Annotated in this window: 21 protein-coding genes; 11 read left to right on the plus strand and 10 right to left on the minus strand. The window is 30.7% G+C overall.

The annotated features are described in order from the left end of the window. Positions 1-70: 70 nt before the first annotated feature. The 4 genes from BMX42_RS12500 (at position 71) to clpX (ending at position 3,867) form a co-directional block, all read left to right on the plus strand. A complete protein-coding gene (locus BMX42_RS12500; RefSeq protein WP_091314939.1) occupies positions 71-412 on the plus strand; it encodes a phage holin family protein in 342 nt (113 codons plus the stop codon). Positions 413-522: 110 nt separating this feature from the next. Then, entirely contained in the window at positions 523-1,851 is a 1,329-nt protein-coding gene (locus tag BMX42_RS12505) for a trigger factor (RefSeq protein ID WP_091314942.1), read from the plus strand. Between the two features lie 91 nt (positions 1,852-1,942). Beyond that, on the plus strand, positions 1,943-2,599 hold the full coding sequence (gene clpP, locus BMX42_RS12510) for an ATP-dependent Clp endopeptidase proteolytic subunit ClpP (RefSeq protein ID WP_091314945.1): 657 nt from the start codon (positions 1,943-1,945) through the stop codon (positions 2,597-2,599). Positions 2,600-2,634: 35 nt separating this feature from the next. Then, positions 2,635-3,867, plus strand: a complete 1,233-nt coding sequence (clpX, locus tag BMX42_RS12515; RefSeq protein ID WP_091314949.1) for an ATP-dependent Clp protease ATP-binding subunit ClpX — start codon at positions 2,635-2,637, stop codon at positions 3,865-3,867. A gap of 83 nt (positions 3,868-3,950) precedes the next feature. Here the strand turns inward: clpX and BMX42_RS14635 are convergent, their stop codons facing one another. The 3 genes from BMX42_RS14635 to BMX42_RS12530 form a co-directional block, all read right to left on the minus strand. After that, a complete protein-coding gene (locus tag BMX42_RS14635) occupies positions 3,951-4,082 on the minus strand; it encodes a hypothetical protein (protein ID WP_262487632.1) in 132 nt (43 codons plus the stop codon). Positions 4,083-4,107: 25 nt separating this feature from the next. Continuing rightward, entirely contained in the window at positions 4,108-5,679 is a 1,572-nt protein-coding gene (locus BMX42_RS12525; RefSeq protein ID WP_091314956.1) for an OmpA family protein, read from the minus strand. A gap of 190 nt (positions 5,680-5,869) precedes the next feature. Further along, positions 5,870-7,378, minus strand: a complete 1,509-nt coding sequence (locus BMX42_RS12530) for a GH3 auxin-responsive promoter family protein (protein ID WP_091314959.1) — start codon at positions 7,376-7,378, stop codon at positions 5,870-5,872. Between the two features lie 63 nt (positions 7,379-7,441). On the opposite strand from BMX42_RS12530, the gene BMX42_RS12535 reads away from it, so the two are divergent. Further along, complete coding sequence (locus tag BMX42_RS12535) at positions 7,442-8,236, plus strand: DUF2797 domain-containing protein (RefSeq protein ID WP_091314962.1); 795 nt, start codon at positions 7,442-7,444, stop codon at positions 8,234-8,236. Between the two features lie 54 nt (positions 8,237-8,290). Here BMX42_RS12535 and BMX42_RS12540 read toward each other — a convergent pair whose 3' ends face one another. Together BMX42_RS12540 and BMX42_RS12545 are read right to left on the minus strand one after the other, a co-directional pair. After that, the gene (locus BMX42_RS12540) at positions 8,291-9,235 is read right to left on the minus strand and encodes a DUF3078 domain-containing protein (RefSeq protein ID WP_091314965.1); all 945 of its coding nucleotides are present in this window, start codon (positions 9,233-9,235) and stop codon (positions 8,291-8,293) included. Then, a complete protein-coding gene (locus BMX42_RS12545; RefSeq protein ID WP_091314967.1) occupies positions 9,228-11,003 on the minus strand; it encodes a 1-deoxy-D-xylulose-5-phosphate synthase in 1,776 nt (591 codons plus the stop codon). The genes BMX42_RS12540 and BMX42_RS12545 overlap by 8 nt, the downstream gene beginning before the upstream one ends. A gap of 219 nt (positions 11,004-11,222) precedes the next feature. Here BMX42_RS12545 and BMX42_RS12550 point away from each other — a divergent pair, with 219 nt between their 5' ends. The 3 genes from BMX42_RS12550 to BMX42_RS12560 all read left to right on the plus strand — a co-directional run bounded on the left by BMX42_RS12550 (position 11,223) and on the right by BMX42_RS12560 (position 13,244). After that, the gene (locus BMX42_RS12550; protein WP_091314971.1) at positions 11,223-11,663 is read left to right on the plus strand and encodes a nucleoside deaminase; all 441 of its coding nucleotides are present in this window, start codon (positions 11,223-11,225) and stop codon (positions 11,661-11,663) included. Positions 11,664-11,842: 179 nt separating this feature from the next. Further along, on the plus strand, positions 11,843-12,610 hold the full coding sequence (locus tag BMX42_RS12555; protein ID WP_091314972.1) for an SIMPL domain-containing protein: 768 nt from the start codon (positions 11,843-11,845) through the stop codon (positions 12,608-12,610). A gap of 43 nt (positions 12,611-12,653) precedes the next feature. Further along, the gene (locus BMX42_RS12560; RefSeq protein ID WP_143055652.1) at positions 12,654-13,244 is read left to right on the plus strand and encodes a hypothetical protein; all 591 of its coding nucleotides are present in this window, start codon (positions 12,654-12,656) and stop codon (positions 13,242-13,244) included. Between the two features lie 36 nt (positions 13,245-13,280). On the opposite strand, the gene BMX42_RS12565 is transcribed toward BMX42_RS12560, so the two are convergent. Continuing rightward, positions 13,281-14,828 carry an Rne/Rng family ribonuclease gene (locus BMX42_RS12565; protein WP_091314979.1) on the minus strand — a complete coding sequence of 516 codons (1,548 nt, stop codon included), beginning with the start codon at positions 14,826-14,828 and terminating at the stop codon, positions 13,281-13,283. Positions 14,829-15,167: 339 nt separating this feature from the next. Next, positions 15,168-15,461 carry an HU family DNA-binding protein gene (locus BMX42_RS12570; protein WP_091314983.1) on the minus strand — a complete coding sequence of 98 codons (294 nt, stop codon included), beginning with the start codon at positions 15,459-15,461 and terminating at the stop codon, positions 15,168-15,170. A 131-nt stretch (positions 15,462-15,592) separates the two neighbouring features. Between BMX42_RS12570 and mutY the strand changes: the two genes are divergently transcribed. The 3 genes from mutY (at position 15,593) to gldD (ending at position 17,729) form a co-directional block, all read left to right on the plus strand. After that, a complete protein-coding gene (gene mutY, locus BMX42_RS12575) occupies positions 15,593-16,621 on the plus strand; it encodes an A/G-specific adenine glycosylase (protein ID WP_091314986.1) in 1,029 nt (342 codons plus the stop codon). Positions 16,622-16,657: 36 nt separating this feature from the next. Beyond that, entirely contained in the window at positions 16,658-17,071 is a 414-nt protein-coding gene (locus BMX42_RS12580; protein WP_091314988.1) for a single-stranded DNA-binding protein, read from the plus strand. A 106-nt stretch (positions 17,072-17,177) separates the two neighbouring features. Continuing rightward, positions 17,178-17,729 carry a gliding motility lipoprotein GldD gene (gldD, locus tag BMX42_RS12585; RefSeq protein WP_091314991.1) on the plus strand — a complete coding sequence of 184 codons (552 nt, stop codon included), beginning with the start codon at positions 17,178-17,180 and terminating at the stop codon, positions 17,727-17,729. Between the two features lie 4 nt (positions 17,730-17,733). Here gldD and BMX42_RS12590 read toward each other — a convergent pair whose 3' ends face one another. The 3 genes from BMX42_RS12590 to BMX42_RS12600 are packed head-to-tail and all read right to left on the minus strand — an operon-like array spanning position 17,734 to position 23,965. Continuing rightward, positions 17,734-18,546, minus strand: a complete 813-nt coding sequence (locus tag BMX42_RS12590; protein WP_091314994.1) for an SDR family NAD(P)-dependent oxidoreductase — start codon at positions 18,544-18,546, stop codon at positions 17,734-17,736. Positions 18,547-18,559: 13 nt separating this feature from the next. After that, entirely contained in the window at positions 18,560-19,306 is a 747-nt protein-coding gene (gene mtgA, locus BMX42_RS12595) for a monofunctional biosynthetic peptidoglycan transglycosylase (RefSeq protein ID WP_091314997.1), read from the minus strand. After that, entirely contained in the window at positions 19,307-23,965 is a 4,659-nt protein-coding gene (locus tag BMX42_RS12600) for a fibronectin type III domain-containing protein (RefSeq protein WP_091315001.1), read from the minus strand. Between the last annotated feature and the right edge of the window lie 5 nt (positions 23,966-23,970).

Raw genomic sequence — 23,970 nt, forward strand, 5'->3', positions numbered from 1 at the left:
AAATATAAATAGGCGCCATTTTTGGTGCCTATTTTTTTTATATTTACATTTTAAATCTAAATACACAAAAATGAAGAACTACTTTATCAAATTACTTATCTCAACAATCCTAATAGTTGTGATATCTCATTTCTTAAAAATTGAAATTACCAATTATACAGCAGCTATTTTTATGGCAGTTGCATTATCGCTTTTAAATACTTTCTTGAAACCAATTTTAGTGATTCTTACCATTCCTGTAACTTTTTTTACGTTAGGATTGTTTCTTTTGGTAATCAATGCTATTATTGTTAAAATAGCAGATTATTTTATTGATGGAATTAGCATGACTTTCATTCAAGCTTTATTATTTAGTATTATACTTTCAATTAGTCAGTTTATTTTGAACAAAATTTTCATAGACGAAAAATAAAAGATTAGCAGATTTTATTTTCTAAAATTCTGTAAATTAAAAACTTGTTTGGGTTGTAAAAATTATATAATTTTGCAACCCATATTTTATACTTCAAAAAATCAATAGAAATGAACATTAGAAAAGAACACATTGACGCTTTAAATGCCGTTGTAAAAATTACAATTGGTAAATATGAATATACTGAAAAAATTGAAAATTTTTTAGAAGTTAAAAGAAAAACGGCTACTTTACCAGGTTTTAGAAAAGGAAAAACTCCAATGGACGTAGTTAGAAAGCAGTTTGAAAAACCAGCTATCATTGAAGAAGTTAGCAAATTAGTAAACAAAGGTTTAAGCGACTATATCGCAAAAGAAAAATTAGATTTATTAGGTAATGCTTTACCTCGTTTTAACGAAAATTTCGATTGGAAAGCAGATGAATTAGTTTTCGAATATGAATTAGGTTTAGCTCCAGAATTTTCTGTAGACTTATCAAGAGCTTCAGGTGTAACGCGTTACAAAATTGTTGCAGACGATGCTTTATTAAACGAGCAAGTTGAAAGAATTCAAAAACAATACGGTAAAATTCTTACTGAAACGGAAGTAAAAGAAGGTTTCGAAATTAACGGAACATTCACTAACGAAGAAAAAGAAATTAATAATTCAGCTTTAATTAGTTTAGATATTTTTGCTGATGCGAAAACAGCAAAACAATTTATAGGTAAGAAAGTTGGAGATGTAGTGGTTTTAAAAACAAAAGGTTTATTTAACGACGATCACCAATTAATGGATTATTTAAAAGTATCTCATGATGACGTTCATGGTTTAGATATTGAAGTTAATTTTACTATCGACGCGATTCAATCAATCGAAAAAGCAGAAATTAACGACGAATTATTCGCGAAATTATTCCCTAATGGAGAAGTTACAACTCTAGACGGATTAAAAGATAAAATCAAAGAAGATGCTGAACAACAATTCGTTCAACAAGCTGATCAAAAGTTTTTAAATGATGTAACTGAAGCATTATTAGAAACTACTAAATTTGATTTACCTGAAACATTTTTAAAGAAATGGATTCAAACTATTGGTGAAACACCATTAACTGCTGAACAAGCGGAAGTAGAATTCGCAAAATCAGAAAGAGGTTTACGTTACCAATTAATCGAATCTAAAATTTTCATTCAAAATAACTTACAAGTTAGATTTGAAGAGTTAAAAGATTTTACTTCAGGATTAATCAGACAACAAATGGCACAATTCGGACAAGCTAATGCAACAGATGCGGAAGTAGACGGAATTGTTTCAAGAGTAATGTCTAATCAAGAAGAAATTAAGCGTATTTCTGACCAAGTTTTAAGTTTAAAAATGATTGACTTATACAAAACAAATGTAAAAGCAGTTGAAAAAGAAGTAAACTATCAAGATTTCGTTAAAGCTATGTACGGCGAAATGTAATATTGATAAAAATTAGTATATTTGAACGTCAAATCATTTTGGTTTGACGTTTTTTATATTTAGTACTATAAACTTTTAAATAAAATTTAAAATGAACTACGGAAAAGAATTTAAAAAATTTGCTACAAAAAAACACGGTGTAAATAGTTTGTATTACGATAAATTGGTTGGTAGTTTAACTCCATATATTATTGAAGAACGCCAATTAAATATTTCTCAATTAGATGTATTTTCACGTTTAATGATGGATAGAATTATCTTTATGGGAACAGGTGTGGACGATTATATGGCAAATATTATTCAAGCACAATTATTGTTTTTAGAAAGTGTTGATGCTTCTAAAGACATTCAAATTTATATCAACTCTCCAGGTGGAAGTGTATATGCAGGTTTAGGTATTTACGATACGATGCAATACATCAAACCAGATGTAGCTACAATTTGCACAGGAATGGCAGCTTCAATGGGTGCGGTTTTATTATGTGCAGGTGCAGAAGGAAAACGCTCAGCATTACCACATTCAAGAGTTATGATTCACCAACCATCTGGTGGCGCACAAGGTGTAGCAACGGATATGGAAATTAACTTGAGAGAAATGTTGAAGTTAAAAGATGAATTATATCAAATCATCTCTTCGCACTCAAAACAACCGATTGAAAAAGTATTCAAAGATAGCGAACGTGATTATTGGATGATTGCAGATGAAGCGAAGGAATACGGAATGATTGATGAAGTATTAAGAAGATAAATAAAAGTTTCTTTTGAAACTTAGAAACAAAAAAAATGGCAAAAGAAGTATTAGAATGTTCGTTTTGTGGAAGGAAAAAGCCAGAAACTAATTTATTAATTGCAGGTATTGATTCGCATATTTGCGATAAATGTATCGAGCAGGCACATGGTATTGTAATTGAAGAGCTGAAAGGAACTATGGATTCAGACGCTTTCGGTGATTTAGTGCTACGCAAGCCTAAAGAAATAAATGCGTTTTTGAATGAGTATGTAATTGGACAAGAACAAACCAAAAAAGTACTAAGTGTAGCGGTTTATAATCACTACAAACGTTTGTCGCAAGTCGTACAAAACGATGATGTTGAAATTGAAAAAAGTAACATTTTAGTAGTTGGACAAACAGGTACTGGGAAAACATTAGTAGCGAAAACCATTGCGAAAATGTTGAATGTACCTTTGGCTATTGTTGACGCTACTATTTTAACAGAAGCAGGTTATGTTGGAGAAGATGTGGAAAGTATTTTAACACGTTTACTTCAAGCTGCTGATTATGATGTGGCTAAAGCCGAAAGAGGAATCGTTTTTATTGACGAGATTGATAAAATTGCTCGTAAGAGTGATAATCCGTCTATCACAAGAGATGTTTCTGGAGAAGGCGTGCAACAAGCGTTATTGAAACTATTAGAAGGTTCGGTTGTAAATGTGCCACCAAAAGGTGGAAGAAAACATCCAGACCAAAAATTTGTTGAGGTAAATACTCAAAATATATTATTTATTGCTGGTGGTGCTTTTGATGGAATTGAGCGTATCATTTCAAAAAGATTAAACCGTCAAGCAATGGGTTTCAGTGCATCTAAAGATTTAGATAAAGTAGACGAAAATAATTTATTACAATATATTATTCCTCGTGATGTAAAAGAGTTTGGTTTAATTCCTGAAATTATTGGTCGTATGCCGGTTTTGTCGCACATGGATCCGTTAGATGCGAAAACATTACGTGCAATTTTAACAGAGCCTAAAAATGCTTTAATTAAACAATACCAGAAGTTATTCGAAATGGATGGTGTAGTGTTTACAATTGAAGATGCAGCTTTAGATTTTATTGTAGAAAAAGCTTTAGAATACAAATTAGGAGCTCGTGGTTTACGTTCGTTATGTGAAGCTATTTTAACTGACGCCATGTTCGAATTACCAAGTTCTGATGAGAAAGACTTAAACGTCACTCGTGAATTTGCAGAACAAACTTTGAACAAGAATTTACTTCAAAAGTTGCAAGTCGCTTCGTAAAGTAAAAAATATATTATATCAAAAAAGGCAATCAAATTAATGATTGCCTTTTTTTATTTTTCTATAGTTGTTGTGTGTTCTTTTTATGCAGCTTTTTGTTTAGTTACAACTGGTTTTGCATTTACATATCTTGCTTTACAGCTCCATCCTCTACTAGAGCATGATGTTAATACTGTTCCAACTGCTACTACTGCGATAATTTTTCTAATTGACATTGTGTTGTTGTTTGTGGGGTTGTTATTATTTATTAATCTTAAATTCTGTTCTTCTGTTTAGTTGGTCTTCTTCTGCCGTACAAGTTGTACATTTTACTTTCAATTCCATTTCACCCATTCCCATATATTTCAAACGGTCTTTATTGATTCCTTTCGAAACTAAATAATCAAATGTAGCTTTAGCTCTTTTTTCAGATAAGACTTTGTTGTATTCATCTGAACCTTTCGCATCTGTGTGAGCAAAAATTGAAATAGACATTTCTTTGTTTTCGTTTAATACACTAATAATTTTATTTAAAGAAAGTGTAGATTCTTGCTTAACTGTAGCTTTATTAAAATCGAAATAAATGTTTTCAATCTTAATTTCTGTATCTGTAACAACTGGTTTAGCTTGTTTTAATTCGATAGCCGTATCGTTATAAAAATCTCCAGAAGTCAATTGTTTTGTAAATGGTTCATAACCATCTTTTTCTACTGTTACATTATAAATAGTTAATGGATTGTAAATGATAGAAATATTTCCTTTTTCATCTGTTTTTCCATCTGCTAATATTCTTCCAAATTCATTTTTAACAACAATCTTTGCATTTGGTAAAGCAATACCAGTCGTTTTTTCTTTAATAGCTAATTTAGAAACAGTATTTGGGGCCATTTTTAAATTATATCTATAAATGTCGTAGTTTCCGTCTGTAGCCGTTTTGTCTGAAGAAACATAACCTTTGTTGTCGTTTACCATAACAAAAGCTAAATCGTCTTTTCTTGAGTTTAATGTTCCACCTAAATTAAATGCTGTATGATAACCATCTGAAGTAATTGAAGATCTGAAAACATCAAATCCACCCATATTTGTATGTCCTTTTGAAGAGAAAAACAAATAGTTGTTATCATTTGAAATGAAAGGGAATTTTTCGTCTTCTTTTGTGTTGATTTTAGAACCTAAATTCATTGGAGCACCTAAAGTTCCGTTTTCTAAAATAGCCACTTCATATAAGTCATATCCGCCTGCACCACCTGGGATGTTTGAAGAGAAATATAATTTTTTACCATCGTTAGAAACAAATGGAGTCTCAACAGAATATTGGTCATCCATTAATTTTAATTCGGTAATATTTGTCCAATATTTATCAGATTTAATATCTAAATCAGCGGTATATAATTTATAAACGTTTGGATTTTCTTTTGAGTTTTGTGTAAAGAAAACTTTATTTTCATCTGGAGTGAAAGTAATTGTACCTTCATTGTTTTTTGAATCAATTGCAGAAGCAAATAAAAGAGGGAAAGTTAAATTTCCTGTGCTATCTACATTTACACAATATAAATTGTTGTTTGGAGTTTTAGTGTCTTCGTTAATTGTAGTTTCATAATGTCTTCTTTTTTTGTTAGACAAAATGATGAACTTGTTTTTAAAGAATGTAGCTCCAATTTCAGATAATTCAGAGTTTACACTAACTTCATTTAAGATGAAACGCAATCCTTTAGCATTTTTATTAATAATGTCATTAATAGAATCTAATTTGGCGTTTCTTACAGGTTCTTGAGCTGTTACGGTATTAAATAATAAAGAAATTAATGTAAATAGTAAAAATTTAGTTTTCATGTTTAGTTAGGGGTTATTATTTTATGGGTATGCAAAAATATACATTTTTGTTATATAAATGCTTTATTTTCTGAATTTTGTGCAAATATGTAGCCTTAAAAGGGGCTAAAAAATTAAAATCGACAATAAACCACTTTATTCGATAAACTGCACAGATATTAATTTTACGTTAAGGAATAAGGGTTTGTTTCTATGATTGAAGTAATTCTTCTAGGTAGTTTCTTGAATTTGAAAGTCTTGGAATTTTGTGTTGACCACCCAATTTATCATTTTTTTTCAGCCAATTATAAAATAAATTTTCTTTTGCAACATGTAAAACAAGTCTGTTTAAGGTCATGCTGTTAAATCGTTTGGCTTCGTAATCTGAATTTACTTGTTGTAGATTTTTATCTAACAATTCTGTAAAATTTTCAATGCTTGCAGGGTGTTTTTTAAATTCAATTATCCATTCGTGAGCACCTTTTTCTTTGCCTTCCATGAAAATCGGAGCCACAGTATAATCTAATATTTCACAACTTAAAGCTTCACAAGTTTTAGCTAAAGCCATATCGGTATTTTCAACCATTAATTCTTCACCAAAAACATTAATATGATGTTTGGTTCTTCCCGTAACTTTTATTCTGAAAGGATTTATTGACGTAAAACGAATCGTATCGCCAATTAAATAACGCCATAAACCTGAATTAGTAGTAATTACCAAAGCATAATTTTTGCCAATTTCAACTTCACCTAACGGAATCACTTTTTGATTCTCTTTTCCGAAAGTATCCATTGGAATAAATTCGTAAAAAATACCATAATCTAACATTAAAAGTAATTCGTTAGAATCATTTTGGTCTTGCAGTGCGAAAAAGCCTTCCGAAGCATTGTAAATTTCGTAATACTTGAAATCGTTTTTCGGAAATAAATTTTTATACTGTTCTCTATAAGGATCAAAACTTACGCCACCATGAAAATAGACTTCCAAATTGGGCCAAATTTCTAAAATATTGGTCTTTTTATTTTCTTCTAAAGCTTTGTTTAACAACACCATCATCCAACTTGGAACTCCTGCTAAACTCGTTACGTTTTCTAAACTACTTTCTTTAATTATGGCTGGTAGCTTGGTCTCCCAATCGCTCATTAAAGAAGTTTTATTGCTTGGTGTAGAACTAAATTCAGCCCACATTGGCATATTGTCAATTAAAATCGCCGATAAATCTCCAAAAAAAGTATTGTTGTTTTCGTACAATTCTTTGCTGCCGCCTAATCGTAAACTTTTACCAGTAAATAATTGTGAGTCTTCATTATTGTTTAAATACAAACACAACAAATCTTTGCTGGCTTTGTAATGATTGTTATCTAAAGCTTCAGAACTTACCGGAATAAATTTACTTTTAGCATTGGTAGTTCCGCTTGATTTTGCAAAATATTTAATGTTAGAATTCCAAAAAATATTTTGTGCGCCTTGACGTGTTTGTTCAATATAAGGTTCTAATTCTTCATAAGTGGAAACCGGAATTCTTTCATTAAAAGTTTCGTAATTTTTAATGCTGTTGTACTCGTATTTTTTTCCTAAAACGGTATTTTCTGCAGATCGTAATAAGCCAAATAATATTTCTTCTTGGACTTCAATAGGATATTTAACAAACAATTCAATTTGATGAATACGTTTTTTTAAAATCCAAGAGGCAATAGAATTTATTAAGGTTATTGGCATTTGAGTATCTGTATTTTTATAACTTTACCAAAAATAATAATTTTTATATCAATTACAATTTTTATGACAACATTTGAAGGAACGTTAACGAAAATGGAAACCGAAATGGGTTCTCCAATTCAGTATTATTTAATTTTTGATTCGAATTTTATTAATGTTAATCAGCTAATTAATAAAGATATAGAAATTACGCACAAAGGTTATCAATGTTTAAATTGTAAGAAAGCAAAGAAAATTTGGCGTCAAGGTTTTTGTTACGATTGTTTCTCAACTATTCCAGCTGCAGCCGAATGGATTATGAATCCAGAATTAAGTAAAGCGCATTTAGATATTGAAGATAGAGATTTAGAGTACGAAAAACGCGTGCAATTGCAACCACATACCGTTTATTTAGCTTTATCAGGCGGATTAAAAATTGGGGTTACAAGAAATACGCAAGTTCCTACACGTTGGATTGATCAAGGTGCCGTACAAGCGTTGCCAGTTATAGAAACTCCAAATAGATATTTAGCTGGAGTTGCCGAAGTTGCTCTAAAAAACCATTTTTCAGATAAAACTAATTGGCAAAAAATGCTTAAAAATGAACCGCATGTTGTGAATTTATCTGAAGAAAAAAATAATTTAAAACAATGGTTGCCGGAAGAAATTAAACCTTATTTCTTGGAGAAAGACACGTTATATGATTTTGATTTTCCAGTGAATAAATATCCGTTAAAAGTGTCGAGTTTAAATTTGGAAAAAACACCAAATTTTACAGGAAAAGTAGTTGGAATTAAAGGACAATATTTAATTTTCGAAGATGGAACTGTTTTTAATGTGAGAACCTATGAAGGTTATGTGGTGACTTTGAAGTTTTAAGAAAAAAAAATGCCACGAATTATAGATTTCTATAATTCGTGGCATTTTTTTTTCTTAAAAACAATATTCTAATCCAACACCAACAATTTGTTTAAATTGTACTCTCGGACCTTCTGTAATTTGAACACCATCAACTTCTCTTTTGTTTTTGATGTCATTATCATATAATAAATGTGTACCTAAACTTGCTTTTACATATTTGTTAACGGTCATTTCTATTCCCATTTGCCAATCCACATCAATATTTCCGAAATCTTTTAAATAATCGGTATATAAAGTAGCTCTAGTATCTAAATTAATGTTAGTCATAATTTTTGTTTTCCATTGACTGGTTACTAAAGCTCCTAATTCTGTTCTGTGACGTTTTCCGTTTTTAATAACAATTGTTCCGGTTTCGTCATAAACTGCTTTTTCAACTCCAAAAGCACCACTATTAGATAATTCACTGTCTAAAACTAAAGTTGTTTTTTGAGTTAATGGTGATAAATATAAATTAAAACCTAAATCCTTTCTCGAGTATTCTGCTCCAACTCCTAAGAAAATATAAGCAGGTGCAAAAGGTTTCGAAATCGCTTTGTCTACATTTGGATAACTATAACCATTCGCAAATTGGGTTAAAAAACTAAATTTTCCACCATAATACCAATTGCTGACCGTATCTCTACGATAACCTAAAGTTGAGTTTAAGTTAATTTGGTCGTCCGTTTTTCTTAAATCTGTACTTTCTTGTTTGTTAATCCCATAACGAATGATCAATTCATTATCCCATTTTTTATTATCATTTAGATAATTTCTTATAAACTGTCCTTTAGCTAAACCAGAAATAGAATTATTTCCACCAGCAGACCAGTTTACGAAAGTAATTTGTGTGAAATCGATGCCGACTTTATTTATTTTTTTCCAGTGGGAAATGGTATCTGGTTTTTCGGTTCTGATGATTTGAGAAAAAGATGCAGTTGAAAAAACTAATAGGGTGAAAAATAAAATTCTTTTAATCATGATTAATATCAATAAATAATTGTGTTAAACTTAGTTGGTCTAAATGTGTTAATTCAAATAGTTGTTTTACGGTGCCATGTTCAATAAATTTATCTAATACACCGCGATTTATAATCTTATTTTTATAATTATTTTGTGTGGCAAAAGTATTAATTATACTTCCTAATCCACCATTTATTGTTCCTTCTTCAATAGTTACAATTGTAGAATGATTAGCAAAAATAGTTGCTAATTTTTCAATATCCAAAGGTTTAATCCAACCCACATGAAAATGAGAATAATTTTCTGATTTCCCTGTGTTTGTAATCGCCTTTGATACATTGTTTCCAATGGTTCCTGTTGATAAAATAGCAATTTTGTTTCCTTCTTGCAAAGTTTGAATTTTTCCTATTTGAATTTCCTCAAAAGGCTGTCTCCAATCTACAATTTCCCCTTTTCCTCTTGGATATCGAATCGCGATTGGATGGTTTAATCCTAACGAAGAAGTATATAAAATATTGCGTAAGTCGATTTCATTCAATGGTGCGTAAATCATCATATTCGGAATGCAATTCATGTATGCAATATCAAATAATCCGTGATGAGTTGCACCATCTTCACCCACAAAACCAGCTCTGTCCAAACAAAAAATAACAGGCAAATTTTGTATCGCTACATCATGAATGACTTGATCATATGCGCGTTGTAAAAAAGTTGAATAAATATTGCAAAAAACAGTTAAGCCTTGCGTTGCCATTCCGGCTGCTAAAGTTACCGCATGTTGTTCGGCAATTCCAACGTCAAAAGCTCTTTCTGGAAAAGCTTCCATCATGTATTTTAATGAACTTCCAGAAGGCATAGCTGGTGTGATGCCCACAATTCTCTTATTTTCTGAAGCCAATTCTACCAAAGTATGTCCGAAAACATCTTGGAATTTTGGCGCTAGATTTTCATTTTCAGGTTTTAAAATCTTTCCAGTTAACTTATCAAACTTTCCTGGAGCGTGAAATTGCAACTGATTTTCTTCAGCATACGACAAACCTTTTCCTTTTGTGGTAATGATGTGTAAAAATTTCGGACCTTTTATGTTTCGTAAGCGCTTTAATTCTGAAAGTAGTTTGGGTAAATCGTGGCCGTCAATTGGACCAGAATAATCAAAATTCAACGATTTTATAATGTTGTTTGCTTTCGGATTTTTTCCTTCTTTTACAGCTGTTAAATAATCTTTCAAGGCACCAACGCTTGGGTCAATTCCCATCGCGTTATCATTTAAAATGACTAATAAATTCGCATCGGTAACTCCAGCATGATTTAAACCTTCAAACGCCATTCCACTCGCAATTGAAGCATCGCCAATAACTGCAATATGTTGTTTTTCTAAATCACCATTAATTTTCGAAGCAATCGCCATTCCTAAAGCAGCAGAAATAGAAGTAGAAGAATGTCCAACGCCAAAAGTATCATACACACTTTCAGAACGTTTTGGAAATCCAGAAATGCCATCAATTTCTCTGTATTTATGAAAAATGTCTTTTCTTTCTGTTAGGATTTTATGTCCGTAGGCTTGATGACCGACATCCCAAACCAATAAATCATTTGGAGTATCGAAAACATAATGCAAAGCGACAGTTAATTCTATCACGCCTAAACTCGCACCCAAATGTCCTTCTTTCTGAGAAACTATATCTATGATAAATTCTCTAAGTTCATTGGCTACTTGCGGTAACTGATTTTCAGAAAGTTTTCTTAAATCGGTTGGCGTGGTAATATGTGAAAGTAAATTTTCCATTTGTGCAGCAAAAATACGAATTCAGAGTGAATAGTAATTAGTGAATAGTTAAAAGTTTCATTTTCAATTATTCTATCTTTAACTAAATTAAAAACATTATTGTATTTTTGTTTGAAAGCTTTAATTGCGTTAGCGATTGCAGTGAAAATCCCCAAACTTTTTTGTTTGGGATTGTAACGTAAAGTGCGACCCTTGTGGTAACGCCCAAAAAAATAAAATTTGGAAAATATTTTTACCGACGAATATTTTATGAAAAAAGCACTTCAGGAAGCTGAAATTGCTTTTGAAAAAGACGAAATTCCTGTAGGAGCTGTTATTGTTGCAAATAATACAGTTATTGCAAGAGCGCATAATTTAACGGAGTTATTACACGATGTTACCGCTCATGCTGAAATGCAAGCCATAACTAGTGCTGCTAATTTTTTAGGCGGAAAATATTTAAAAGGTTGCACACTGTATGTTACTGTGGAACCTTGTCAAATGTGTGCAGGAGCTTTATATTGGAGTCAGATTTCTAAAATTGTATATGGTGCGACAGACGAAAAACGCGGATATTTAGCAATGGGAACACAAATTCATCCCAAAACAGAAGTGGTTTCAGGAGTTTTAGCAGAAGAATGTGGTGCATTGATGATAAGTTTTTTTCGGAAAAAACGGTAGAGTTATTGTGCTGAGATTACTTCGTCTGTTCGCTTTTTTAGGCTCGGGTCACAGAATTGTTTTGTTAAAACTTGGCATATTAATTGATAATGATATTATGCGAAATCAAATAAAAAAAACTTCGCGCCTTTGTGTCTTCGTAGCAAAGGTAAAAATCAACCTTTTAAACTAAACTAAGCATGGAAATTACAGAAAGAATGAAGTCTTCGGCAATTATTGGAATTGCTGTTATTATTACCGCATTTGTTTTAGGAACTGCTTTTAAGAAGCGAAATGAAAATTTAGATTCCATTTCCGTAATTGGTTTGGGGACTAAAGATTTTGTGTCTGATGAAATTTTGTGGAGCGGAAGTTTTACAACTAAAAGTTATGATATTAAAGAAGCCTATAATAAAATGATTGCCGACCAGAAAATCGTAACTAATTTCTTTTTAGGAAAAGGGTTTAAATCAAGTGAATTTAGTTTTGGTGCGGTGCAATTCAATAAAAAGTTTAGAGAAGTTCGTATTGAAAATTCCGAAAACCAGTATAATACTAAATACGAACAAGTTTTTGATGGGTATGAAGCTTCTCAAACGATTACATTCTCAGCAAAGAAAAATCCTGATTTGATGAAACGTATTGAAGCGGTTTCTGGAAAAACTTCTGAGTTAATTAATTCAGGTATAGAATTATCCTCAAATTCAATTCAATATACGTATTCTGATTTGGCAAGTTTAAAACAAAGCTTAATTGAAAAAGCGACAAAAGATGCTTATGAACGTGCTGAAAAAATTGTAAAAACTGCTGATGGCGATTTAGGAAAACTAAAAACCGCAAGTATGGGTGTTTTTCAAATTACTGGTCAAGGTTCCACAGAAGAAGATAGTTATGGTGGAAACAATGATACGTTTAGTAAAAATAAAACCGCTAGAATTACGGTTAGGTTAGAGTATGAGTTGGAGTAGGTTTAGTGTTCAGTCTCAGTTTTTAGTAATCAGTTTTAGATAAATGAAAAATATAGTTATTTGCCTTATAATTTTAATGAGTTTGTTTTCATGTAATGAAAAAACTTCAGAGCCAAAAATTTCTAAAGAATTAATTGATTTGATTTCAAATGGAACTTTAAAAGAAAAAGAATCTATTGATTCCAAAAAAATGATTTATGTAAGTCGTTATAATGGTGTAAAAGTATTTGCAAAACTAAAAAACGGCAAATTTATTGAGACTGATTTTCATGAACTTTTATGGCTTTATGAAAAAAAATTTATAACAAAATTTGATAGTTTTAATGAGTTTATGAATGAATTGATAAATGAAGATTTTGTTTTAAATGAAAATAATTTTATAGAAACAGCTACTTTTCAGTTGGATAATGATTTAAAAAATGAGTTTAAAAGTTTGTCTTTTGAAGATTTTTTGGAAAAATATTCGTTAAGTAAGAAAGGTGATAAAAAGCTGTATTTAAAAGATAAGTTTTTTTCGGGAAATAGATATCAAACGATTAGTTATTTGCTTTACACTAAAGGTTATTATCTTGGTGGTGGTTGTTTAGGTGAAGGAACCGGAATATATGAATTTGAAAAATTATTAAACAAATAAAAAAACCGCTATTCTTTCGAGTAGCGGTTTAGTTTTTTATAAAATTTCTTTTCCTTGGTTATCAAAGAAATGATATTCTAAGTACGTGTAAGCGTCACGAGGTATAATTTTCACCCATTTCTTATGTTCAAGAAACCATCTTGAACGTAATGATGGAAAACCTTTTGTAAGGTATGCGGCCACAAATGGGTGTACATTAAGTACAACTTTTTTATGGTCTTTAATAATACTTTCAAGGTTAGCTTCTATTTTGTCAATGATTAAAATTGCCGCTTCAACCTGTCCGTTTTCGTTCGGGTTTTCTTCGTTTGTTTCAATATTAACTTCAGGTCTAACTCTTTGTCTAGTAATTTGAACTAATCCAAATTTGCTAGGAGGCAAGATTTTATGCTTGGCCTTGTCGTCACTCATTTCTTCTCTTAAGAAATCAAACAATACTTTTCTATTGTCTGGATTTTGCATGTCTATAAAATCGACAACAATAATTCCTCCCATATCTCTTAGTCGTAACTGACGTGCAATTTCTCCTGCAGCAATCATGTTTACTTCCATGGCAGTATCTTCTTGGTTTTGTGCTTTATTTGATCGATTTCCAGAGTTTACATCGATAACGTGTAAGGCTTCTGTGTGTTCGATAATTAAATAAGCACCTTTACTCATAGAAACTGATTTTCCAAAAGAGGTTTTTATTTGTCTTTCTATATTATACTTCTCAAATAGAGGTAAATCTTTCGATTGATAGTGTTTTACGATAGACGCTTTATCCGGAGCTATTTCTTGCAAATATTCCTTCGTTTGTAAATACAAATCTTCATCATCTACTTGAATACTCGTGAAAGTATCGTTAAATATATCTCTTAGCATAGAAGAGGATTTTGTGAGTTCTCCTAATACTTTTGAGGGATGATGTGCAGTTTGTAATTTTTTACACATTGTAGTCCAACGGTCTAGCAATGTTTCTACATCTTTTTCAATCTCAGTTGTTTTTCTGCCTTCGGCTACTGTTCTCACAATAACACCAAATCCCTTTGGTTTTATCGATTGTAGTAATTTTTTTAAACGATCTTTTTCGGCTCTGTCTCCAATTTTTTGTGAAATAGAAACTCGGTCAGAAAAAGGTACTAATACTACATATCTACCTGCTAAAGAAATCTCTGAACTAATTCTTGGTCCTTTTGTTGAGATTGGTTCTTTAACGACTTGAACTAAAATCGATTGATTAGCGCTTAATGTGTCCATTATGGTGCCATCTTTATTGATTTCAGGTTCAAAAGGGAAATTTTTGAGTGAATAATCTTTTATTTTACCTGCGCTTACAAGTTTAATAAATTTCATCAAAGAAGCTAAGTTTGGACCTAAATCATGGTAATGCAAAAATGCATCTTTTTCATGACCTAAGTGCACAAAAGCAGCGTTTAAGCCAGCAACAGGTTTTCTTATTTTTGCAATAAAAATATCGCCAACCTGAAACTGATTACTATCGCTAGCATCTTTTTCTTTGTGTAATTCAATTAGTTTTCCATCTTTTAATAAGGCAAAATCTACTGCGTCTGAACCAGATCTAATGATTAATTCTTTGTTCATGCTGTATCTTTTATATCCGAACATTTTTGTTTGATTATTCGAAATTTACTTTGGAAGTAACTTCGAACTCTCTACTTATTGCTAGGATGGATTAAACAATTTAGGTAAAATACCCAATAGAATTGTAATGCAATATTGATTGTGTCAAAATCGTATCCAATTCATAATTCAATGAACGTTAATTCTTTTCTAAACAAAGAAAAGTAGTTTTTAGACTACTTTTTCTTTTTGTGACGGTTAGCTCTCGCTCTTTTTTTACGCTTGTGAGTAGCTACCTTATGTCTTTTTCTTTTTTTACCACTTGGCATAATTTGTAGTTTTTATGATTAATAAATAATATTATACAGTTACTTCTGTCTTTTCTTTTACGCTTTCAACAAATACTTTAGCAGGTTTAAATGCCGGAATGTTGTGTGCAGGAATTTTAATTGTTGTGTTTTTAGAAATGTTTCTTCCTGTTTTTTCAGCTCTTGTTTTAACAATAAAACTTCCAAATCCTCTTAAGTAAACGTTATCACCAGTTTCTAATGAATTTTTTACTTCTTCCATGAATGATTCTACAGTAGCTTGAACGTCACCTTTTTCAAGGCCTAATTTTTCTGAGATTTTTGCTACGATGTCTGCTTTCGTCATTTTCTTGCGTGTTAAATTTTATGTATTTTTTTGAGTGTGCAAATATATGAATTAAAAAAATACAAATTCAAACTTAATGAACTAAAATTTAACCATATAAATGATTTATTTTTACGGCTTTAAATTTTTATATGAATTTTTCAACCAAAATTATCAATTGGTATAACCAAAATTACAGAGAACTACCTTGGCGAAACACCACTGATGCTTACAAAATTTGGCTTTCAGAAATTATTTTGCAGCAAACAAGAGTGAGTCAAGGTTTGCCCTATTATAATAATTTTATAAACGCTTTTCCAACCGTAAATGACTTGGCAAATGCCGATGAACAGAAAATTTTGAAGCTTTGGCAAGGACTTGGGTATTATTCTCGCGCCAGAAATCTGCATTTTACGGCGAAGTTTGTCATGGAAAATCATAATGGGATTTTCCCAAATTCATACGAAGAATTATTAAAATTGAAAGGAATTGGAACATATACTGCCGCCGCAATTGCTTCTTTTTCTTCTAACGAACCTGTTGCGGTTTTGGATGGAAATGTTTTCAGAGTGTTGTCACGCGTTTTTAATGTGAATTACGATATATCACAAAATACCTCTAAAAAGTATTTTATTGAACTAGCCACTAATGTGCTTTCTAAGTCAAAACCTAATATTCATAATCAAGCCATAATGGAATTTGGTGCGTTGCAATGCGTACCGAAAAGTCCTAATTGTGTCGAATGTATTTTTAATGATAGTTGTGAAGCGTATAAACTAAAAATTGTTTCGGATTTGCCAGTGAAATCAAAAAAAGTAAAAGTTACCAAACGATTTTTGAATTACATCTTAGTGAAAGATGCTTCGGAAACTTATGAAATGAACAAAAGAACAGAAAACGGAATTTGGAAAAACTTATACGAATTTCCGTGTATTGAATCGGAACAAGAAATAGAAGAAAATGAGATTTTAAGCCATCTGAACGAAAAATATGCCATTAAAAACTTTCATTATTTCGATACATTTGATGTTGTTCATAAATTATCGCACCAACATTTAAATATTAAATTTTATACGATTGAAATTAAAGACGCCATAAATAAAGGATATACTTTTACGGAAGTGAAGCAATTACCTGTGCCAATTGTCTTACATAATTTTATAGAAAAAATTGTAATCTAAATATTATTTAGTATTTTTGGTAAAAAGATACAAGCCATGAACGGTACATTAAATAAGGTTATTCTAATTGGACATTTAGGAGACGAAGTTAAAATGCATTATTTTGATGCGCAAAGTTGTATTGGAAGATTTCCTTTGGCAACAAATGAAGTTTACATTAATAAATCAACTGGAGAAAAAATAACTTCTACAGAATGGCATAATATAGTGGTGCGAAATAAAGCTGCTGAATTATGCGAAAAATACCTTTCTAAAGGAGATAAAATTTATATTGAAGGTCGTATTAAGTCGCGTCAATGGACTGCTGAAGACGGAACTACAAAATACACAACTGAAATTCAAGTTACAGAATTTACATTTTTAAACACGAAAAAAGATTCAGATTTATCTAAAGCGCCAACAACTAATCCGCCAAGTTCTAAAGATGTGGATTTTGATTCGCTAGAGTAATTTTAAAGTATAGACAATAAAAATATATAAAGAATATAGAGAATAGGTTTAAAGATAATTTGTCTTTTTCTGTTTTCTATGTTCTTTTTTAATAAAATAAACCAAAATGAAAAGTTCTATTTTTTTTACAATACTATGTCTTTCATTGCTTTCTTGTGGCGATGAAAAATTGCCAAAACCAACTGGACAATTAAGTTTAGAATATCCGCCAGCGAAATACAGTAAGTTCTCTAATTCTTGTGGTTTCGATTTTGATAAAAATGAATTGGCAGAAGTAAAAGCGACTTCAAATTGCGGATTGGAAATTCATTATCCAAAAATGAAAGCTACGGTATATTTGACATATAAATCGGTAAATAATAATTTAGAAACTCTTTTAGTTGATGCACAGAAATTAACGTACGAACACGTAATTAAGGCTAACGATATTGCTGAACAACCTTATGTGAATTTAGACCGAAAAGTGTACGGAATGTTTTATCAAGTAGGAGGAAATGCTGCAACAAACGCGCAGTTTTACGCTACTGATAGTACTAGAAATTTTGTAACTGCAAGTATGTATTTTTATTCTAAACCAAATTTCGATTCCATTCTTCCTGCAGCAGATTATATTAAAAATGATATGAAGCAAATTATCGAATCTATTAAGTGGAAATAGATTTTTAAAGAGTGAATTTTCTAATTACAAAATTGAATAATCTATAGCCTAATCTTCTTCTTAGAATACGCATTACATTCGCATCAAAACCAATAGTATATCTGCGGAAACTTTTGCAAGGATTTTCAGCAATTGAAAATAACTTTTCTACAATTTGTTGCGGTAATTTTTCGTTTTTTCCAGATTTTTTCTCCAATAAAGTGGAAATCTTGTCCATTAATTTATTGTAAGATTGGATTTCCGTTGCATCAGATTTTACCACATTTTTTTGAAATGAAGTAGGAGCATTCCCAAATTGAACGGTTGAAACACTAATGTTGAAATCAACCAATTCATACGCCATACATTCCGAAAAACTTTCTACAGCTTGTTTGGTAGAATGATAAAAATTCCCAAGAGGTAAATTTACCAATCCAGCAACAGATGTAATATTTATAAATTGCCCATATTTTTGCTTTCTGAAAGTTGGAATAAAAGCTCTACAAATTTTTACAACACCTAACCAGTTTACGTTTACAATAGTGTCTATTTTTTTATCTTCTGAAAGTTCTACAAAACTTCTGTAACCCATTCCTGCATTATTAATGACAACATCAATTTTTGGATGATTTTGCAATATTTTCTCTGTTGCCAAAGCGATACTTTCAGATGAAGTGACATCCATTTCATAGCAAAAAATATTTGGAATATCTTTGAAGTCGTCACCTTCATTTGCAAATAATAAAGTAGCAATAACTGTCCAGTTATTTTTAGCAAAATATAATGAAGTTTTTTTGCCAATTCCACCACCAGCGCCAGTTATTAATACAGTTTTCATATATGGGTTGTTGTTAATACTTCAATTTAGTCATTAAAATATATCGGGCAATTTTTGATTGTTTTCTACTAATATACGCAGAACCATTCGGTTTGAATTTTCTTGGATTTGGTAAAATTGCAGCAATCCCAGCCGCTTGCATTCGTGTTAAGCTTTTGCAATCTCTATTGTACCAATGTTGTGTTGCCGCTTGAGCTCCATATATTCCGTCACCCATTTCAATACTATTTAAATAGACTTCTAAAATGCGTTCTTTGCCCCAAATTAGTTCGATTAAAAAAGTATAGTACGCTTCTAATCCTTTTCGGATATAACTTCTGCCTTGCCAAAGAAAAACGTTTTTAGCCGTTTGTTGTGTAATGGTGCTCCCGCCTTTTAGTCTTTTTCCTTTGAAATTTCCAACAGCAGCATTTTGAATGGCTTTAAAATCGAAACCGCTATGTTCAAAAAAACGACCGTCTTCACTTGCAATTACTGCTTTTTGTAGGTTTTTAGAAATATCTTCCATCGGAACCCAATCGTGTTTGGTTTCAATATCTTTTCCGTCAGCTGAATTTTCAAAATAACGAATGGCCATTAATGGCGTAAATGGAACTGGAACAAATTTGTATAACACTATAAAAAACAAACTGATAATGTTAAACCACATAAATGCTTTCCAAAAGAAACGCATCAATTGACCGAAAAAACCTCTTTTTTCAGTGCTTTTAGGTTTTGTTGGTTTTGCTTTAGGTTTTGGAGTTGCTTTTTTTACTGCCATTTATTCTTTAACTATTTTTACCGTTTTTGAATTGTTTTCTGAATTAAGTTTTAATAGATAAATTCCAGAAGGAAACTTATCAATATTAATTTTAAAATCATTCATTTCGATTGATTTCTTCTCAATTGCTTGACCACTAATATTTGTAATTTCATAACTATTAATAACTTCATAATTATTAATGTTAATTAAATCTTTTGTTGGATTTGGATATACTTTTAAATTCTTAAAACTAAATTCTTCTGAACTTAAAAAATTAGTGATTTCTATATTGTCAATTATGGCATTATCACCCGTTCCACTTGATGATTTTCCAATATGTTGTAAAGATATATAAACATCATCATTTGCATAGGCCGATAAATCAAATTCATGTGTAAGATAACCATCTGAATTGTTAGTTGCTGGCATAATAACATTTCCAACTTGATTTCCATTTACAACTACTCTAAATAAAGATTCGTTGTTGTTTGTGTTGAAAGTTTGTTTTAAATCGAATTTTAACACTAATGGATTTATGGTTGGTGCGTTAATTTTGAAGTTTATTTTTGAAATACTCGATTGATTTTTACGCCAATCACTTCCGTCAAAATTTTCAATTGCTGTTAATCCACCATTCATTTTTAATTTTAAATCGCCAGAAATGGTTGTTTGAATAATATTTGAATTTGTAGCTTTTTCTAAAATCAATTCATTATTAGTGAAGTTGTTATTGTAAATTACTGGATATCCAATTATGTTGCTATATCCTTCGATAAGATTAAAATTATCCATAATCATATTGGATGTTGCTGAACCACTTGTCCCAGAAATTATAAAGGTAAACGTTCCGTTTTCAATTGGTGTGTAGAGAAATGAATTGGTATTATAATTGTATTCGCTAAGAACTCCACTTCTTGATAAACTGGATTCCATATAATGTGTCTCGTTACCTTTTCCAACTGAAATGCTAATTCCTTGTGAATCATATTCGTAAGATTTTCTAGCATCAATATTAAATTTATAACACACACCAGCAATTAAATTAAATGGTGGTGAAGTTATTGATGGTTTTCCATTTGAATTACACCATATATATGACGTATCACCATTACCCGTTAAAAGGTGATCAGGATTATAAAATGAATTTGAATAAACAATTTGATTCGTGTTTTTTGATATAAATCCTGGTGCTATAACGTTCATGCAAGTTGGTAAAATATTTGTACCATAAGCACTTAATTGATTAAAATCTTCCAACCATGGAATCGAGTAGGGCTGACAAGTAGTTTTGATTTTTTTCGGGCCAACTAAGTCTGAATTATTTCCACCACAAATCGTATGAAAGTAAAAATCATAAGTACTTGATTCGTTTAATCCTGAAATTAAAATTTCATTTTGAGTAGTAGTTACTATTTGACCACTTCCAATAGCAAAACCTTGAATTCCATATTCTATTTGTACATTTCCACCATTTAAATTATCCCATTTAATTACAGTTGAATTATTAGTGATTTTTGAAAATTGTACGTTTATAGGTTCTTTACAAGAATTTATAGTTGAGTATTTAAAATCATCTATACTTACCGATTGCGTAGTTGTATATGTTCCTATTTTTTTATTAATCTTAATTGCAATCATTTTGTTAGATCCAGTATAACTTGAAAAATCTACAAGTATTTCTTTTCCAGTTTGCAGAATATCTGTTAATTGAATTTCTTGAAACGCTTCAAAGGTATTTATATCTAAAGGATTACTAATTGTACCTACTGTTATTGGTTTATTAGTTCCGAAAATCCAAAATTTAATCTTTTTGGTATTGTCAAAATCTGATAAAAAAGGTGAAATAAGATATACATCTTTTTCTGTGCTACCATTTGTTATGTATGCAACGTTTGGTGGACTTGTGTAATTATTTATAGATCTATCAGCTACACCACAATACATGTTTTCATTCATATTTTCATTAAATGTCCAACAAAAATTGGGAATATAACTATAGTTAGTGGCAGTATATTGGTCGAAATTTTCATTAAATGGACTAGTAACGTAACATGATGTTTTAAGACTATATGGTTCGCTCCAGTTTATTGTTCCTGAACAAATATTTCGTACTCTAAATTGATAATTTGTATTAGAAGTTAATCCTGATAAAGTAAATGGTTTAGAAGTTGTTGTAGCAAGAGTTCCTGTGCCAGATGTAAATCCTATTGGGCCATATTCAATCTCACAATTTATTGGATTATTATTATTAGTGTTCCAATTTAAAAGTACACTATTTGAATCTGTTTGTGTTGCAGTTAATGCACTTGGTTTAGTACAATCATTTAGTAAATATTCAAAGTCATCTATATATAAAACAATGTTATTACTATTTGTGTTTATAACTTTAATACCAATAAATTTATCAGTACCATAATATTCTGAAAAATCTACTACGTATTTATTCCATTGATTAATAGTTAAATTCGTTGTTATGTTTTTGTATGGAGTAAATGTTAAATAGTCATTTGGATCTGAAAGTGTTCCGATTTGAATAGCATTTACAGTAGTTGATGCTAAATATCCCCAAAATGAAATTATTCTTTCGTTGTTTAAATCTGCAAATCTTGGTGAAACTAATATCTTTTTCGAAATATCATTTAAAACATGATAAGCTGTAGTGTGATAAAGTCTAATTGATTTGGCTCCTGTATGTGGTTGAGCGGTCACATAAGATACTTGAGAATCAGCTGAAAAGTAATCCTCTCTAATTGGAGCAGTTAATCTCGACCAACAAGTGTTGGTATCGAAATTTCCGCTTTCAAAATTATCTGTGTATCCAACTGTGAAACCTTCACATTTTGATTTAAAAGTACCTCTATCTGACCAATTGCTATAATTAGTACCACATTTTGTTCTAACATAAAAATCATAATTAGTATCAGGTAATAAGTTAATTAGTGTAGTTGGATTCGTGGTTGTTGTAATTGTTGTTCCTGAACCAATTGTAAATCCACTAATTCCATATTGAATTTCCCATTCTCCAGTATTGATGTTGTTATAATTTTCCCATTTTACTACTGCTGAATTGTAGGTTATTTTCTCATTTTGTAAATTTACAGGTTCTTTACAAATTGGTGTATTTTCATATTTAAAATCATCTATATGGAAAATAGAATTATACTGTGTAATATCACCTCTAATGGCTATATATTTATGATTTAAACTTGTATTATAATTGTCAAAATATACAATATGTTCTTTCCAATAGTTGTTTACTTTAAATCCATTAACTTCATTCATTTCAAGAGGAGAAATGGTCTTAATTGGAACAAATGTTGCAGCATCATTTGGATTAGACATTGTACCAATTGTTAATGTGTTGTCAATATAATCTCCATTTCCATCAGATACTAAATAAAATTTGATTCTTTTATTAGTATCTAAATCATTGATATAAGGTGTTATCAAATAATTTGCTTGGTTTGTTGAATTTTGTTGGATTCTAATGTACTTACTTCCTGTTCTAGGATTAACATTTGTGTTTCCGCCATATGGCGCTTGATTAATACCATTATTTATCAATTTCCAACATGGATCAATATAAGGTTTTTCAAGAAATGAAGTTTCATATCCTGCTGAAATTTGAGAACAAACTGTTGAGAATGCTTGTATTGGTGTCCAATTTGAATATAAATTAGGAGCGCAGTTAGCTCTTACTTTAACTTCGTAGGATGTATTTCCAGTTAAATTTTGGAGAACATAAGTGCTACTGTTTACTGTAAAAGTTTCAATTATGCCGTTAGTAACATTCTTTAAATTAATCTCCCAAGAATTTTGTGCAACATCTGCATTAAAATTTATTGTTGCATTGTCTTGATTAACGTTAGTAACAGTTAAATTAGTATTGTCGAAGCAATTTACAGATTGCTCATAACTAAAATTGTCAAAATAAATATCACCACCATTACCATTAGTTTTAATTGCAATATAATTATCTGAGCCAGTATAGTTATTCATGAAAACTTCAACTTTCTGAAATGAAGGGCCTTGAAGCGTTACCGTTTTTAAAGGATGAAAAGTAGTTTGATCATATGGATCAGACATAGTTCCTAAAACGATACTATAATTTCCTTGATAACTATTACCATAAATTGAAAATTTCTTATCTGTTGCTAAATCTGAAATCTTAGGTGAAACTAGCATTAAACCATAGCCAGATTGCCAACCACAATAAACTGATTTTCCAACATTTCCAAAAGTGATATAAGTACTCTCAGCGATATTGGAATTATTAAGTGCAGTTGTGTTTTGTAATCTATAACCTCTCCAACCTTCATCTAATGCTGAAGTATCAAAATTGAAATTATATCCAGTAGTTTTTGGAGCTATGTTTGCATAAGCGCTGTTTGTTGTGTAGTCTGAACCCCAAATATAACCGCCTCCGCTAATATTGTAATAACCTATGTTTACGTCCCAAGAAATAAATGGGCTAAGTTTTATTACTGCGCTACTTGAGTTTTGAATTTGCGGACCTTGTGTGTAGGTTGATGTGCCAGTTGGCTTGTATTTATAAGACCACCACATTCCTGAGATTCCGTTAATTGTAAGATTTCCAGAAATGTCAAAAGTTGCTGTTTGTGAAAATGCAATATTACTTAGTAATAAGATTAAAATTAATCGTAAAGTTTTTTTCATGAGTT

It is taken from the genome of Flavobacterium terrigena (assembly GCF_900108955.1).
Lineage (GTDB): Bacteria > Bacteroidota > Bacteroidia > Flavobacteriales > Flavobacteriaceae > Flavobacterium > Flavobacterium terrigena.